This is a genomic window from Bradyrhizobium sp. FW305-F6, assembly GCF_058782905.1.
Genome location: NZ_JBYSYD010000006.1, coordinates 1 through 16,607 on the forward strand (window position 1 = coordinate 1; position 16,607 = coordinate 16,607).

Consider the following 16,607-nt stretch of genomic DNA (forward strand, 5'->3'; position numbering starts at 1 on the left):
GGAGGAGATCGCACACCATCCCCGCATAACACCGGAAAGGTGGTGCTCCTTCACATTATGATCTGCTGCTGATTACTGGAGTAATGGCGAGCTCGCCATTACTCGAGCCAGGAGCCGATATAGTCGGCATGACGCACGGTCGGCACGATTCCGAGCGAGGCGCAGCCGAATGCGGCACTGAGCTCGGCGACCAGTTCCTCAAAGGCATATTTCTTGGTGCCGTAAGATCCACTGAGGTCGCGGTTGAGGCGCGAGCGATGCCCGGTCGCGTGGCCGAGTTCATGCAGCGCGGTGCGATGCCAATTGATCGGCTCGAAATAAGCCTGCGGCGGCGGGACTTGCACGAAGTCTTCAGCCGGTGCGTAGAATGCGCGATCGCCTCCAATCCGAAATGTAATCCCGGTGGCCTTGATCAGGGACTCCACCGTAGGCTCGATCAAACCAGCCGGCGGTGGCGGAGCCGCGGTCGCGATCTCGTCCGGAAGTCCGTCGCATTGATCCGTATTAAAGACGGTGAATCGCTTGAGAAATGGAATGGCCCGCGCTTCGTCGCCGGTCTCGGCGGCGCGCCGCTTTTCGTCGCTGGGTACGAAACGGTCAGCATAGACCACGGTGGTGCCGCGCTCGCCCTTGCGCACGTGGCCGCCAAGCGACAGCGCTTGCCGGAACGTGAGCCAGCTTTGACCGCTGTAACCATGCTCGATCGTACTTCCCCAGAGCAGCAGAATGTTGATCCCGCTGTAGGATCGACCGGTCGAAGCGTTTTTCGGCAGCGCTAAAGGCGCCTTTGCCGCGGCAGTGCCCCAAGGCTGGACCCAGGGCACGCGACCTGCCTCAAGCTCGGCAATGATCTTATCGGTGATTTCGTCATAGAGGGGCGCCCGGTCCTGACAGGCGCGCGCGCGAGAAGCATGGTTCGACATCGCGGGTCTCCGCGACGGGCGCCGCGAGCCTCTCTCGCAGCCAGTAACCCGTCACGGAAAAACCCAGCCTGCACTCTTACTCTCAGCCTCCTGCGCAAGGGCCGCAGGCCCTGACCAGGCGTGGGCCAAAGCGCATCGCCTTCAAGAAAATGGCACCCGCAGGAGCGTGAGCATAGCGACGCCGAAGGCGGCACGCGGGACCGAGTGCAGCGACGAGACCGGTTAAGAGGGCACCCGGGAACGGGGCAGTGATAGCGACGCCGGCATACTTCATGGCGGCGGGACCCTTTCCCGAGTGCCCCCGGCGAGGAGCTCCTTAAGCTCTGGCGCGAGGGATCGAAGCCATACGGCCGAGACGCTTTGCGGCTCGGTTCACGAGAGCCCGGTGCGGCGCAGCCGCACGCGCACTATCGCGGTTTCAGGACGCTGATCCGCCTCGCGCGACACGAGCCGCTTCCACTCTCCAAACCTAGAAGCATTGGGACGCGCATCGAGCAACTGAGTCTCGGCCCCACCGTCACGCCGATCTACGCTGCGGTTTCGCTGCCGGTTTCTTCGCCGCAGCTTCCTTCGCCGGCTTCTTTCCGGCAATTGGCATGAGCATTTCCTTCTGACCACTTGCGACCCTGCGCGGCTTCTTGGCCGGCTTGGAGCTCTTTGCCGCTACCTTTTCACTGCCAATGCTCTTGCGCAGCGCATCCATCAGATCGACGACGTTCTCGCCGCGGGGACGTGCTTTGGCGGTGATGGGCTTGCCGGCGCGCTTCTGGTTGATGAGATCGATGAGGGCGGTTTCGTACTGGTCTTCGAACTTGTCCGGCTCGAAGTGGCCCGCTTTCTGATTGACAATGTGTCTGGCGAGATCAAGCATGTCCTTGGTAACTTTGACGTCCTGGATGTCGTCAAAATATTCGTCCGCAGAACGTACCTCGTAAGGATAGCGCAGGAGCGTCCCCATCAGGCCCTTGTCCATGGGCTCAAGGGCGATGATGTGCTCACGGTTGGTCAGCACCACCCGCCCGATCGCGACCTTGTTCATTTCGCGGATGGTCTCGCGAATGACCGCAAAGGCGTCGTGACCGACCTTTCCGTCCGGCACCAGATAGTAGGGACGGATCAGATACCTCGAGTCGATCTCGCTGCGCTCGACGAACTCATCGATCTCGATGGTTCGCGTCGATTCTAGCGCGACATTCTCGAGCTCCTCCTTCGTCACCTCGATGAAGGTGTCGGTGTCGACCTTGTAGCCCTTGACGATGTCCTCGTTGGCGACTTCCTCGCCGGTGTCGGCGTCCACCTTGGCGTATCTGATGCGGTGGCCGGTCTTCCGGTTGAGCTGATTGAACGAGACCTTTTCGGATTCCGACGTGGCCGGATAGAGCGCGACCGGGCAGGTGACGAGGGAAAGACGCAGGAAGCCTTTCCAGTTAGCGCGGGGGGCCATGGCGGGGGAAACTCCGATACTAATGCCGGATTCAAGACGAACGGCCGGGCTTGGTTCCGACACCGCGCCCCTACCAAAAGGATGATTTTTTCTCGAATGCCAGCCCAAGCGGACTCGACTTTTGTTCTCTTTATGTTCTAATTCGGAATGCCCGACCGACCCGCGAGCTGGCGCATGCCGACCCCGAAGCAGATGGAAAAACTGGCTGCCGAAGCCGCCCGGAGGCCGGCTTCCCCCGGTGCGGCTCCAGATGTGCCACTCCCGGCCGAATATTGGGAATCGGTCCTCAAGGACCCTCGCGCCGGCACGACCGGGGCCCAGATACGACAGCGACGTCTTTCGGAAATTCAGCGCCATGTACTCCGCGTCTCCTGCCGCCGCTGCGAGCGGACCGTGGAAATCCAGACCGCCGATGCAGTCCGATTGTATGGCCGCAACGCAGTCTGGAAGGACGTGGCGCAGCGCCTGCTCGACAACACCTGCCAGCAGCGCACCGGCAGGCATGAAGAAGACGGGTGCTGGCCAGCGTTCGAGACGCCGTAGCCCCCTCTGGATTGCCGATCCGAACTGTTTGCGCCTGGATTTCCGGATGGCCCCGAAGTATCACCCTACGCCCCTGTCGGGCGGCGACCGCAAGGCTCTTGCGAAAGAGCTCGGCAAGGCGCGGGCAATGGCCAACATCTTGGCTACCCGATCGGCGGAGACGCGAGCGAAGGGGGAAGCGCTCATCCAGCAGGCCGACAAGCTGCTATGCGAGAGTTGGAACGAACGCATGTGGTCAGACGGAGAACCGATTGATCCGTCCCCGACGATCGATCAAGCGGTGAATGGCGGCTTCCCTTGGCTGGAGATCCAGTGCGCGCGCTGCAAGACGCCGAGCGACGTTGACCTCGCGGCGATGAAGCATCCACCGACCACCTTCGTGCACGACCTCGCCAGCCGGCTGCGCTGTCGCAAGTGCGCCAAGGCGGGCCGGCGTCCATCTGCGACTCTGCTACAATTGGCCTGGCAGCCGCGCCACCCTCGAACCGAAGCCTGACCCATGTGTAATCTCTATTCGATCACAACCAACCAGGCCGCGATCAGCGCGTTGTTCCGCGTCGTGAACCGATACGTCGGCAATCTGGCGCCGATGCCCGGGGTTTTTCCCGATTACAACGCACCGATCGTGCGCAACGGGGCCGAGGGCCGCGAACTCGCCACGGCGCGTTGGGGAATGCCGTCGTCGTCAAAAGCGCTGATGGACGCCACCAAGAAACGAGCCGAGAAGCTGCAGGCCAAGGGCAGGACCGTCGATTTCAAGGAATTGCTACGGATGGAGCCGGACGGCGGCACGACCAACATCCGCAACGTGAAGAGCAAGCACTGGACGAGATGGCTGGGAACCGAAAACCGTTGCCTAGTGCCGTTCAACTCCTTCAGCGAGTTCAACAAGGCCGAGGGCGGTGATATTTGGTTCGCGGTCGATGAGACCCGTCCCCTCGCCTGCTTCGCCGGCATCTGGACCAACTGGACGTCCGTTCGGAAGGTCATGGAAGGCGAGACCACCAACGACCTCTACGCGTTCCTCACAACAGAGCCGAACGCCGAGGTCGACGCCATCCACCCCCAGGCCATGCCTGTGATCCTGACGACGCCAGACGAAGTCGAGACCTGGATGACGGCGCCTCTGGACGAGGCCCTTAAGCTACAGCGGCCGCTTCCCGACAGCAGCCTTCGGATCATCGCCCGCGGCGTCAAAGAAGACCCTCCGGCTTGGCCGTCGTAACTGACGAGGCCGACGACCAAACAGGGCCGCGACCGCGTCCAATCCTCGGCGAATCAGACGATCGCGCGACACTGAAATACCCTGCAAAGTCCCAGTTTTTGGGTCGATAACTTCACTTCAGATCATATAGTTATCCTCCGCATACGAATCACGCTGTTGGAATCTGTCCAAAGGAATACGTCGCCATGGGGCGAGGTCCGAAGCTAGGAAAGGCGAAGCTCGACGCACGGTTTGCGTTTGCCGATACCGCGTTTTCTAGTGGCGTCGATGGCTGGCATTCTCAACTTCGCTTTGCCACCGGCATCGCCGACGGCGAAGACTATCTCCTCCGTCTGTTTAAGAAGACCGGATCTGCGCTCGACGAAGACCTGAAACGACTCATCACGCACGGGCTCAGGCGTGTCCGGCGCGTCCTGTCGTCACGCCGTGCACGACAGCTGTTGGTTGAGGTTCTTGAAATCGTCGAGGACCAGGATGAGATCGGCATCTTGATGGTCGATCCGGGCAGTCCGATCTCCGGGTCGTCGCACAGGGTTCGAGCGCGAGAAGGCCGGCTGCTTACGACGGCCGGTCGCAAGGTGTTTTGGCGCAATATCCTGCGCATAGCCGAAGGACTCGCGCTTTGTCATGATGCGGGAATTGTGCATGGCGCTATCAGCGAACATGCGATCTTCTCGCATAGCGATGAGAAGGAGGATTTCCGACTCGGCGGCTACGAGGCGTGTGTGCACATCGCCGACGGCGATATGGGCGGTGCGGGACATCTCCTGCGGCCCTCGGGCACCGTATCGTTCCGGCAGGACTGGAGCGATCTGGGGCAGACGGCGTCCCGTATCCTTGGCCTTACCGAGGACGGCGGTGGACCTTCCCTGCTGCCGATCGAACGGCGCATGCTCAATCGCCTTGCCAATCCACCACACCATCAGCTTTTCGACGGCAGTATTGTCCTGAGCGAGCTGACGGAGATCGTGGCCGATCTTGACCGGTCAGGATCGAGCGCCGAAGGCGAGCTTGTTCTCTATCCCTCGCCTCAAGTTATCCAAAGCGACCTTCCGGCTCTCACGTCGGGCACGATACAGGCAGATGACCGGGACGCAGTCCTCCGGTTTGTCGAAGACGATCTGAGCGGACCAACGGTACGTACTGTTGCTGTGGATCAGGCCTTTGTGCGTGTCGTCACTGATCTTGCCGCCTATGGCGTGAAAGTCGTCGATGATTGTGTCGGCATGATCGAGAATGCCAACAAAAGGCGGCCTGATGATCACATCTTCGATGCCGTCGAGGTTTCTCACAGGGTCTACCTCGCGCGAACGCGGAAAAGCGCTGAAGAGCGGGTGCGCAAGCTTGGTCCCGGTGCCAAGCGGTGGATCGACGCCAGTGGCAATAGCCGCGCGGCTCAACGACCCGACGATATTCCGACCTGGTACGCCCTCATCCTCCTCGAAGCCTTTACATGGTTGCGGGAGCAGTTTCGCATCTATCCCGTCGAAGTGCTTCATCCGCCATCGGACGGAGATACCGATTTGGCCTGGCTCGCATGCCGCGAGGATGACGAGCGCGACATCCGGCGCAAAATGATGGGACTGCGTCCGGCATACGATGCCTTAGGCCACGAGTTGAAGTACGACGACGGCAAGCCAAATTGGACGCTGTCACGCCTTGATGCGCTCGCCGGCGATCGCGAGCGGCTTCCCGAGCTCAGTTATGAAGGAACGGGCGGCCTCGTCGAGGGACGGCTGACTTACACATTCGCGACCAGCGAAGCGGTCGTGCCGGGGCAGACTCTCTATCTTCGCCCTAGACGCGATAGCGGATTTGAGCGCGCTATCCGCCGTCGCCTTCAAAATATCGTGGCGGCCCGGACCAATATTGAACTCTTAAGAGCGGTCGACGATCCGGCACAGGTCGCGCTCGACGATGTGCTGCGCGATATTGCAGCTCCCGGCAGCACGCCGCCGGACGACATGGATGCATCGAAAAAGTCGGCATGGGACGCGATTGTCGCCGGTAGATCCATCAATGTCGTTGTCGGCCCCCCTGGCGTCGGCAAGACCTTCCTGATCTCGCATCTCGTCAAGAGTATTTTGGGGAAAACACGGGACGCCAGGCTGCTGGTCTCGGCCCAAAACCACGAAACCTTGATTCAGATGGAGGACGAACTCAAAAAGACTCTGGCGGGAGGTCCGGAGATCGTGGTTCGTGTCGACCGCACGCGGCCGACCGACGAAGTAACCTCCCTGCGGACGAACTCCGTTGGCCTGCTCAATTCGGTCTCAGTCGCAGGCCACGCCGCGGAAAGTGCGATGGTCAACCAACGCCATCAAATCAAACAGGCCCTTCAACCCGTGGATCCGTCGGAAACGGTGGTTGCCGACCGCGTGTTTCGCGATACCGAAAATCTGTTGTTGCGATCATCGGATGTGACGCTTGCCACGACGTCGTCCCATATTATCGAAGAAATGATCGCTGACGGCGACCAGTTCGACTGGGTCATAGTGGAGGAGGCTGCCCGCGCCAATGGCGCGGAACTGATCGGCGCACTGTTGTTGGGCAACAGGAGGATCATGGTTGGAGACCATAACCAGCTGTCTCCATTCGATGCCGCGCAGCGGCAAAAGTTCTACGATCCTGAACGCGCGTCGGAGCTGCTGCGGGGCGCGAAAGAGCAACTTGAAACCATCTCCGATCTGCCGCCAGAAGTGAACGAGGCGCTCGATACTATTAAGTCGAACGACTTTCTGCTGAAAGAAGTGCTCGCCACAGCAGCCCGTCTTGAAGAACCCTTCCGATCAGTCGCAGAGCGCGAAGAGCAGCGGGAAAAGGACGCGCGACGGCCGAGTACGATCGTCAACACTCTCCTCGAGCAGAGCCGCATGCACCCCGCCATCGGGGACCTCGTCTCGAATACTTTCTACAACAGAAGGCTCGTTCCCTCCGAACGTGTCAAGCGTCGCGCGCTGACTGTCACGTCGACCGCGCCTCACCTCGCCGCGCCGATCGTTCTCCTCGATTTTCCGCCGCTCAGCGTGACGAAACGGCGCAATTTCGAAACGAAAGTGAAGCGATCGTACCGCAACGACCTTGAAGCTCAGGCTTTGATAGCAGCTTTAAAAGGCTTGCAGCCGGTCGTCGGCGACGACGGCCGCCGGCCCACGCTGGTGATCCTTTCGCCGTATCTGGCGCAGGTTAATTGGTTCAAACACCTGCTCAACCAACAAATCAAGAAAGACAAGACCCTGTTCGGCTTCGTCAGCCCGCGCAGCAATGGAGCGTTTATCTTTACGAGCGACAGCTTTCAGGGCGGTGAAGCCGACGTCGTCGTGGCCAGTCTCACGCGCAACAATGTCATGGTCGGATCGCGTGCGCTCGGCTTCGTTAAGAGCCCGCAACGCATGAATGTGCTGCTCAGCCGCGCCAAGCAAAAGCTGGTTCTTGCCACAAGCCAGCGCTTCATTCGAGAAGTGGTCGAAGGAATAGATCCCGATGGAAACAAAGATGAGCTTGAGTTCCTTCGCAAGATGCTGAAGGAGCTCGCGACGCTGGCCGGGACTGATTACGATCTCGTCAGGAAGGACGGCACCACCGTCAAGGTGAAGGGTGCTTCTATCATCACGGTCGATGAGAACGGGAGATTTCCCGCGTGAAAATCTACCTTCCCGCCTGGCACTATCGTGCGCGTGCCATCGTCCAACGCACCTGGGGATGGAGCCCAATCGAGGAGATGATCCTGCTCGCGCTCGATCGCGCCCCAGACACGATCGAGGGTGTTGCCGCGTCGCTCGGAGTTCCCGTCCAGGTCGCCGGCTCGACCATAGCGCGGCTGATGCAGTTCGGCTTAGTCGAGATTCGGCTGTCACCTGTTCCTCAACTGGCGACAAGCACTGTCGGTCACGACTTCATCCGGTTGGGGGGCGCTCTGCCAGAGCGAACCGAAGATCGCGAGATTCACATCAGTCTTGTGCTGGAAAAGGTCGGGCACTCCGTCTTTCGCAACCGCGACGTCGACACAGTCCAGCTCCATCGATTGTCCCACGCGGAGCACAAGGTCAACTTTCCTGCGGGGCCCGATGAGACCGACGACACGATGGTGGTTCGCGTCACCCAGTTTGTGACGAACATGCTTCGCCCAGGTGAATGGTTGCGCGGCGTGCAAACCATCAATTCGGTCCTCGAAAGGAAATATCTCGCCATCGAACTCAATGATGTGAAAAACGGTCTGCTCCCCGAGGGAGCCAGTCAAGATCTGATTGAATCCCTCCGAGCAACCCTCAAAACCGGCATCCTTCCTGAAGCCAGCGATCCACAACCAGACCGGTCACCGACCATCGATACGGCGATATCCACTGACGACTTGATCATGGGCGGCGACCAGCATCTGGAGACCTTCGAGCGCATCGTCGGCCAGGCCGAAGAAGACGTCTTTGTACTTTCGACCTTCATTACGCCGCACGAAGGAAAATACACGGAGCGCCACGAACGTATCCGCATCGCGCTTGAGCGGGCTTGTCTACGTGGCGTACGTTGCCATTTGTTCTATGGCACCGTGCTTGACGCCGAGAGAAAAAATGCAATCGCAATGCAGGAGCTGAACGTTCGACTCTCCTCAGTGCGCAACGCGCGTGGTTTTGTGCTTGCACACCGCGACTCGGTTCGAAGCCACGTGAAATGTCTCGCCGCAGATGACGGCCAAGGAGGGGCTGTCGTCTTGCTGGGCTCCTCCAATTGGCTGTCGTCGCCTTTTTCGGCCGTGGAGCTTTCTGTCGAGCTCACCGAAAATCAGGCGGCAGCGGCCGGCTTGGATCTTTTGCGTTCGATCATCTCGCCTCTTTCGAGCGCAAGTCGTTCGATCGAAACGCTACAGTTCATGGCATCGGACTTGAGGCGCACCAGAAGCCCCCTATCACCCACTACCGATACCGGCCAGAGCGTGCCGGTTCGGATGACTTTCCTGCAGGCTGACGATCACGAGCGATTGCTACGGCAGGTGGCGCACGAGGCCGATGAACGGTTCGTTTGCTGCAGCAACAAGGTCGGTGCACCCATGGTGCCCGGGCTCTTCAACCCGGCCGAAATCGCGGGCCGCCGCCTCGGCGACGTCCGTGTCTATTATTCGCGCTCGTCTGGACCCATCAAGCGGCGGCATGTCAGGGCCCACCGCGATCGGCTGAACGGCGTCGTCGATCTGATTGCCGTGGAGGATCCGCAAGTCCACGCGAAATTCCTGCTGTGGGGCAATGATGATGTTGTCGTGAGCACGATGAATTGGGGCTCTCAGACAGGTTCGCCCGACAATCCTCTCGACGAGATTGGCCTACATCTGGAAGGGGAAGGCCTGGCTACATCCCTTTTGGCAAAATTCGAGGGAGAGCTCGAGGGCTGATCGACCCATATAGCGGGTTACATGAGCTTAGTATGCGCAATGATCTGCATCTGGTGCCTAAACGAATTTGAACGCCTTTCGACCGAGCACGGCATCCCTGAGGCTCTCGGGTGCCCGGAAGACTTGGTCTTGCGCAACGTGATGTGCGTAAACTGCAACAACGCCTTGGGGACGGTGGATCAGGCCCTATTAAAGCAGTTCGAGGTGGCGACTGTCGTCTATGGCGTGCCCCGAAAGGGCGGGCGTAGACCTTCAATTGATAGCTGGCGCGCCATCAGCAGCAAACACTCGGCGACTGGACAGCATATTTTTCTCAACGCTGGGCCTCAAATTGTGGAAGCAGAGGGAAAGCGCCTGCACCCAGCGGCCAAGTCCAACGGTATTTTTGACACGTGGATAGAGCCGGAGGCCGGACGGCTCGGATTCAGCCAGCAGTTCGGGAATGACCCTCGTTTTGTGCGTGCACTCTACAAGATCGGGCTCAATCTTATCGCCAGGCACTATGGCGTAGCCGAAGCAGCTGACACACGATACGAACATGTTCGTGCGTTTGTATGGGGCCGACCTGACGCGCCAGCACTGCGTGCGGCGATGGACACAACTCAAACCCTAGGACCTGTTACGGGTGCGTCCACTCCGATCGCAAAAGACGGACGTAATTTTCCGCTGTTCAGCGTAACTATCCTTGGTCTGACGTTCTTGATCGACATGTCACCGCAGCAGCTGGGCCTTCGTGATTTGGAAGCCGCGGCGACTGTCCGTAATGAATTTCTCGTTTTTCTGCCGCCAGGGCGCCCATCATCAAATCGCTGAACTTCCAGGCTGGCGAGAGCGTTTTGCTCGCCCTAACCCTGATTGGTGCCTTGAAGGTTCAAGGCAAACCTCGAAGTTGGCAATGCGATGGCGCGCAATACAACAATAGTTCTTGAGCTCGATTCAGTGCATATCGACACTACCGCTTGCCGTAACGACGCCTCAAGAGCGCCAAACACTGCCGCATCGTTTGCTCGTCCTTTGTGTGGACGGTCGGGGAGACCAGGCCGGGCAGCTCTGGATCGCCCGCTGTCATGTAGAGGCGAAGCATGTCGAGCCGCGGAAGCAGCTTCGATGCTTCTCGCTCCAGTTCATCAACCCATTTCGCTTTCTTGATCAACTCTGCTTGAAAGCTGCGCAAAAGACGGGTTGCAATTTCGAGATGCCCTCCAGACAGTTCAGCGGCTTCGCGCGGCGACATCCCGTCAAGGTCCGAGTGTGGTGCCTCTAGCCAATTCGAATGGGCATCGCCGATCCGCGAGATTGAAAGAGCCGTGATTGTCCTTAGCCGCTCCAAACGCTGAAGTCGCTCTGCTTCCTCCTCTTCGGCCTTGCGCTCGGCGGCCCGGCTGTCGTGGATCGAACGCATCGCCTGAAGCGCACCGCGAACCGGCAGCCCGAGATCATCGGCCTTCTGCTCAGATTCATCTTTGAGAACTGCAAGGGTGGTCGCGAGAGCTTTTTTTAATGCCTGCCAAGCGGCATCGCCCTTGGTGGCGATTTGCTTCAGGGATTGCTGGCCATCCGGCGCATGCTCCATCCAAGATGCGACGTCGAAGCCCTGTCGCTCAATATCGGATCCAAGGAGGGCAATACTTTTGCCGAGACCGCTTAGGGATGCCAGCCGCGCCGCCAGCTGTGCAGCCTCTCGATCCGCACGATCCTGCTCAATGCGGCGCTGATGCAATTCAGCGGATCGCCGCTGCGTCTGCTTCCAGGCCCAGCCTGTATCCTCCACAATTCCTTTGACAGCAAGAGAACGCAGGAACTTAAGGACGGCTCGTTCGGCACCACCTTTAGGAAGGTTGGCGTCAACCAGAAGTGGATCCTGGTGCTGCCCGCTGAATTCCTCTGTGATCCAATCGCGCGTGCGAAACTCTCCGATCACGGAGAACGGGATTACGCCACTGAAACGCGGTACCATGTCACACAGGATGGCCGCCTTCCACACCTTGGGATGAACCGTGAAATATCCCTCTCCGATGGAAGGCCCGTCAAGGAGCGTGCCGTCTCCCGCCGCAGCAACAGCTTGTACCTGGGGCGATTCCCGCCAGTCAGACGATAATGCCCTTTGTCGTGCGGAAGCATAGGTTGCTTTGACCTTCTCGATCTGGATGCGACGTCTCTCCTCTGCTGCAGCTGCTTCCTGTTTCTCTATTTGCTCCAGTTCATCTCTGACGTGGGCGGCCTTGCGATTATAAATCCATTCACGCGGAGCCGACGTTAGAATCGCCTCGTCGAGACCTGCTATCGTCGTGTCTCGGGACAGCGCAGATAGATCAATTTCTACTGCCGAGATGCCAGCGCCCGAGATCTTGGCCCGCTTCTCGTGGCCGCAGCGATGCGTCACATAGACCTCGACCTGCATTCGATCATCGCCTTTTTGCAGGATAACATCCGGAATGGTTTCACCATCCATGGTCTCCAGCATAGCTGAGTCAAAGACGAAAGGCTTTGCCTGGCGAATTGTCCTGATGTGCGCGCCGTACGTGGCCTGCACGGGGGGAAGAACGAGGCTTTTGCGGCTATTGAGCAATTGCTCGGCATAATGATGGAGCGCCGTCATATTGCCGTGCTTGCAACTCGGGGCGATACCTGCTTCTCGCTCCGCCGCCGTGAGTGGCGCATGCGCGAAGTGGTGGGCCATGTCACTATCAGGCTTTCGCGCGACGAGCTTTCGGCCGCAATTTCTGGCCGGACACTGACAGCCACATGACGAGCCACGCGACGCCTGCGAAATGTGGATGATCTCCCCATCCCAGCGCTTGCCAAAGGCAAGCCTAACGCCATCTCGGGCGAAGAAGGCGTGGCCAATTTTTGACAATGCAGCCAACGGATCCATGGCGTCGCCATCAATTGCAGTGAGGTATTTATGTACGCGATCTATCGTTCACTGGCATCGTCGCAGTCGCGAATCCGAAGCTGCTATTTCTTCGGCTCTGCTGCGCTCCGAACACGTCGCATCGCGTCAGGCGATCGAGCGGATTCGCTAAGTTTCGTCCAATCGTCCGGAGGGTTGCCGCGCTTCAGCATCTTCCGAAATACGGCGTAGGCGTCGTTGGCGCTCTCGTAGGCGCGCAACGTTGAGTCGTCGTTGACCCAGGCCAGGATGATGACGTTGCCACCGGCTGATTGTTGGTAGCGAAAAAACAGGCGAAACTGCTGCAAAAACTTTGCACGGAACCAGTGCTTGTATTCACTGCCCAACGTCGAACCCTGACGGTAGGTGTCTCGAGTCGGATCGCTGGGAATATCCTCGAATGCGACCTTCAGCACCGCCGCAAGGAGCTTTGCGGCGCGCTTCTTTTTATAGTCCTTCGGATCTTTTTTGCGCGCTTGCTCGACCTTTTCGATCATCGCCTCGAGTTGATCGAGGAAGAGCGGGTGCGCATAGATTTTCCAACCATTGATTTCGGTGGTGTCGTCGCTCACCCTTCGTCATCCGGGAGCGCTGCGTCGAGATCTACCTTGACACCCCGGACCAACCCCTTGCCGCGCGCAACCAGCGACTGCGGCACCGACCGAATTCGTGCTGGCTCGTGAGCCATGTCACGTGCCAAGAATTTGAGGAACGTACCGATCACAGGGTCAGCTTCGGCTTCACGCCTCTGCTTCTTCGCTATGACGACAGTGCCGTCGGCGAGGCCACGGAACACGACCTTGTCCCGCTTGCCGAGAGCCAGCATCTTACGGATAGCGGCCGGCACTGTCGTCTGACCGCGCTCGGTGATGGTGGCGGGGATTTCGAGGATTTCAGCCGTTTTGGCCATAACTGACTCCTTGCATCATCACACCTTCCGATGTAATGCATTTGCATTGTAAGTCAAGTCCTGCCAAGTCGTTGGGCTGGCGCTGGATTGACAAAGAGCTGCGGAATTCTCCCCGTTGGTGGATGTTTCCGGCGACGCGCGAGCGGAAGGAGAACGCAGCATGGCTCTTATCCGTGTGGTTGAAATTGAGAACTTTCGAGCGGTGAAATCCCTTCGCTGGCTGCCTAGTCCGGGCATAAATTGCCTGGTCGGACCGGGCGACAGCGGCAAGTCGACGATCCTTGATGCAATCGATCTTTGCCTCGGTGCACGCCGATCGCTTTCGTTCACTGACGCGGATTTCCACGCCATAGATTTCGGCCGACCGATCCGCATTGCGCTGACCCTTGGTGACCTCGACGACCCTCTGAAGAACATCGATGCCTATGGTGACTTCCTCGTGGGCTTCGATGTGGACACCGGGCTCGTGGAGCCGGAACCCGGCGCCGGGCTCGAAACCGCCCTGACGCTCCAGCTCACAGTGCATGACGACCTCGAACCAGAATGGAAACTTGTCTCGCCGCGTGCCCAGGCAGCAGGTCGGACACGTAATCTCAACTGGGCGGACCGCACGCGTATCGCTCCGGCGAGGCTTGGCGTCACCGGGGACATGCATCTGACTTGGCGGCGAGGATCCGTGCTGACAAAGCTCAGCGACGGCAAAGCAAACGCATCAAAGGAGCTGACGCGGGCAGCTCGCGAGATGCGCGACGCCTTCGACAAGAAAGAGCTCGAAGAGCTTGCGGAACCGCTCAAGATCGTTACGGTCGCTGCAGATAATATGGGCGTACCGGTCGGAAAGGCTGTACAGGCGCTGATCGATGCCGGTTCTGTCACGTTCACCGGCGGCACGATCTCGCTGCATGACGATGACGGAGTGCCGCTGCGCGCTCTCGGACTTGGTTCTTCGCGGCTGCTGATCGCTGCCCTGCAGCGGAAGGCGGCCGAAAAGGCGACGACGTTTCTGATCGACGAGCTGGAATATGGGCTTGAGCCGCACCGGATCATCCGCTTGCTCGGCGCACTGGGAGCCAAGGAAGACGTGCCGCCGCTGCAGGTCTTTGCAACGAGCCATTCACCAATTGCCGTCACCGAGCTGAGCGCACACCAGCTTCATATCGTCCGCAAGAATGACGAGCAGCATACGGTCCGCCGCGCGAGCGACGCCGGGGACGTACAGGGCACGATCCGGGCCCACGCCCATGCATTGCTCGCCTCGTCCATCGTGGTGTGCGAGGGTGGCAGCGAAATCGGCCTATTGCGCGGCCTAGATCAGCATTTCACTAGCCTTGGCGAAAAATCGCTCGCAGCAAATGGCGCAGCCCTGGTCAACGGCAACGGCGACGAAACCTTCAGCCGCGCGGTCGCTCTGCAGTCTCTGGGTTACCGGACGGCTATCCTGCGAGACAGCGACAAACCCGCCCCAGCGGAGAAGGAAGCTACATTCATTGCGAGGGGCGGCAGCGTGTTTGCATGGGATGGCGGGCGAGCGCTGGAACAGGAATTGTTCGCCGCACTTCCGGACGGCCCCGCTGCTGATCTTCTGGATCTCGCCATCGAGGTGAAGGAACGCGCGTTGATCGAAGCGCATATCCAAACGATTTCGAACAACGAGGCGAGCCTCACGGATCTGGAAAACGAGGCATTGATAGATGGCCTCGGCCTCGATACGCGAACGCTTCTCGGAAATGCAGCGGCGCGCTTTGGATGGCTAAAGACCATCAGCACGATGGAGACGGCGGGCCGGACTATCGTGGGCCCCGCCTATAGCGAGACTGACGACAGTCTCACCGACGTGATGGACGGCGTTCTGGACTGGGTCGAAGATGGCGGCCGCTGACATCGACCTGCGCACGATTGGGCGTGGACTGGTGATAGCGCCAGCCGGCTGCGGCAAGACCCAACTTATCACGGATGCTCTCGCGAGGCATGACGGCTCAAAGCCAATCTTGGTGCTGACTCACACAAACGCTGGCGTCGCCGCACTACGCGGCCGCCTCGAAAAAGCGAGTGTAAAGCCGAGCGCTTACCGCGCAGCAACGCTGGACGGCTTCGCCATCAAACTTATTTCGACATTTCCTCAGCGAGCGGGGCATGATCCGCGCATCGTCACCGGTGCCCGACCGAACTATGAGGCGATCCGTGACACGGCAACCCGTCTCGTCGCCGCCGGCCACCTCAATGACATTCTCGCCGCCAGTTTCGCGCAACTATATGTAGATGAGTATCAGGACTGTTCGACCCGACAGCACGCGCTGGTAACGTGGTTAGCTCAGAGTCTACCCACAGCCATCGTCGGGGATCCGTTTCAGGCCATCTTTGGATTCGGCGCCGATCAGTTGGCGGATTGGCAGACGGACGTACTGGCGTTCTTCCCAAAGGCGGGAGAACTTACCACACCGTGGAGGTGGAACAACGCAGGCGCGCACGATCTGGGTCAGTGGCTGCTATCGATAAGACCCGACCTTGCAGCAGGGAAACCGATCGATCTTCGGACCGCACCGGGCAGTGTGCAGTGGGTTCAACTCGATGGCCGCCAGGACGATGCCTTGCGGCAGGCGGCGGCTTCGGTCGCCGCACCGGGCGACACGAAGGTTTTGATTATCGGCGACAGCACGGACCCTCGGGGACAACGTCGTTTCGCCCGGCAAGTCGAAGGAGCCGTCACCGTCGAGGCTGTGGACCTGCGCGACCTCACGGAGTTTGGCAGTGCCCTCGACCTTGCCAGACCAGACGCGCTCTCGGTCGTGGCCGGCTTTGCAGAAAACTTGATGAGCGCTTTTTCAGCAAGCGATCTGGTCAAGTCTGTTTCGACCGCACACGCCGGTAAACTCGGGCGGGCTCTCACGGCCATCGAGCAAGCGGCCGTAAGATTTGACAATTCGCGGTCGCTTGCAGATGTTGCGGATCTACTCACCACCATCAACCGCGCCGGCGGAGTTCGCTGCTACCGTCCTGCAGTTCTGGCAGCCGCACAGCGCGCTCTTCAACTTGCAACCTCACCGGAGGGACCATCGTTTCGAGAAGCGACTGTGACGATCCGAGAGTACTCGCGGCTCATCGGACGGCCGCTTGCGAAGCGTTCGGTCGGAAGCACCTTACTCCTGAAAGGTCTCGAAGCCGACATCTCGGTCGTCCTCAATGCCGGCGCTCTCAACGCGCGCAATCTCTACGTCGCGATGACTCGTGGATCGCGCCGGGTCTTGGTGTGCTCGCCGTCGCCAATCCTCAACCCTCCCTGGTAAATCGG

The 16,607-nt window shown here is 59.6% G+C and carries 13 protein-coding genes; 8 read left to right on the forward strand and 5 right to left on the reverse strand.

Annotation, left to right across the window (positions count from 1 at the left end):
* Positions 1-98: 98 nt before the first annotated feature.
* Both AC3WLX_RS30375 and ku read right to left on the reverse strand, forming a co-directional pair.
* The gene (locus tag AC3WLX_RS30375) at positions 99-923 is read right to left on the reverse strand and encodes an ArdC family protein (protein ID WP_492338709.1); all 825 of its coding nucleotides are present in this window, start codon (positions 921-923) and stop codon (positions 99-101) included.
* Positions 924-1,440: 517 nt separating this feature from the next.
* On the reverse strand, positions 1,441-2,367 hold the full coding sequence (gene ku / locus AC3WLX_RS30380) for a non-homologous end joining protein Ku (protein ID WP_061020554.1): 927 nt from the start codon (positions 2,365-2,367) through the stop codon (positions 1,441-1,443).
* 147 nt (positions 2,368-2,514) lie between these two features.
* Between ku and AC3WLX_RS30385 the strand changes: the two genes are divergently transcribed.
* The 6 genes from AC3WLX_RS30385 (at position 2,515) to AC3WLX_RS30410 (ending at position 10,328) form a co-directional block, all read left to right on the forward strand.
* The gene (locus tag AC3WLX_RS30385) at positions 2,515-2,910 is read left to right on the forward strand and encodes a hypothetical protein (protein ID WP_245325053.1); all 396 of its coding nucleotides are present in this window, start codon (positions 2,515-2,517) and stop codon (positions 2,908-2,910) included.
* A gap of 46 nt (positions 2,911-2,956) precedes the next feature.
* On the forward strand, positions 2,957-3,406 hold the full coding sequence (locus AC3WLX_RS30390; RefSeq protein WP_061020552.1) for a hypothetical protein: 450 nt from the start codon (positions 2,957-2,959) through the stop codon (positions 3,404-3,406).
* A gap of 3 nt (positions 3,407-3,409) precedes the next feature.
* Positions 3,410-4,135 carry an SOS response-associated peptidase gene (locus tag AC3WLX_RS30395; protein ID WP_061020551.1) on the forward strand — a complete coding sequence of 242 codons (726 nt, stop codon included), beginning with the start codon at positions 3,410-3,412 and terminating at the stop codon, positions 4,133-4,135.
* Positions 4,136-4,320: 185 nt separating this feature from the next.
* Entirely contained in the window at positions 4,321-7,779 is a 3,459-nt protein-coding gene (locus AC3WLX_RS30400; protein ID WP_082770329.1) for a DEAD/DEAH box helicase, read from the forward strand.
* Complete coding sequence (locus tag AC3WLX_RS30405; RefSeq protein WP_061020550.1) at positions 7,776-9,515, forward strand: phospholipase D-like domain-containing protein; 1,740 nt, start codon at positions 7,776-7,778, stop codon at positions 9,513-9,515. The genes AC3WLX_RS30400 and AC3WLX_RS30405 overlap by 4 nt, the downstream gene beginning before the upstream one ends.
* A gap of 129 nt (positions 9,516-9,644) precedes the next feature.
* Entirely contained in the window at positions 9,645-10,328 is a 684-nt protein-coding gene (locus tag AC3WLX_RS30410; RefSeq protein ID WP_492338710.1) for a hypothetical protein, read from the forward strand.
* Positions 10,329-10,467: 139 nt separating this feature from the next.
* Here AC3WLX_RS30410 and AC3WLX_RS30415 read toward each other — a convergent pair whose 3' ends face one another.
* The 3 genes from AC3WLX_RS30415 to AC3WLX_RS30425 form a co-directional block, all read right to left on the reverse strand.
* Positions 10,468-12,390 carry a hypothetical protein gene (locus tag AC3WLX_RS30415; RefSeq protein ID WP_061020548.1) on the reverse strand — a complete coding sequence of 641 codons (1,923 nt, stop codon included), beginning with the start codon at positions 12,388-12,390 and terminating at the stop codon, positions 10,468-10,470.
* Positions 12,391-12,473: 83 nt separating this feature from the next.
* Positions 12,474-12,980, reverse strand: coding sequence for a type II toxin-antitoxin system YhaV family toxin (locus AC3WLX_RS30420; protein ID WP_061020547.1), 507 nt, complete (start codon positions 12,978-12,980; stop codon positions 12,474-12,476).
* On the reverse strand, positions 12,977-13,318 hold the full coding sequence (locus tag AC3WLX_RS30425; protein ID WP_061020546.1) for a type II toxin-antitoxin system PrlF family antitoxin: 342 nt from the start codon (positions 13,316-13,318) through the stop codon (positions 12,977-12,979). Before AC3WLX_RS30425 ends, AC3WLX_RS30420 begins: the two co-directional genes overlap by 4 nt.
* Positions 13,319-13,478: 160 nt before the next feature.
* On the opposite strand from AC3WLX_RS30425, the gene AC3WLX_RS30430 reads away from it, so the two are divergent.
* Positions 13,479-15,197, forward strand: coding sequence for an ATP-dependent nuclease (locus tag AC3WLX_RS30430; RefSeq protein ID WP_061020545.1), 1,719 nt, complete (start codon positions 13,479-13,481; stop codon positions 15,195-15,197).
* On the forward strand, positions 15,184-16,602 hold the full coding sequence (locus AC3WLX_RS30435) for a UvrD-helicase domain-containing protein (protein WP_061020544.1): 1,419 nt from the start codon (positions 15,184-15,186) through the stop codon (positions 16,600-16,602). The genes AC3WLX_RS30430 and AC3WLX_RS30435 overlap by 14 nt, the downstream gene beginning before the upstream one ends.
* The last annotated feature ends 5 nt before the right edge of the window (positions 16,603-16,607 follow it).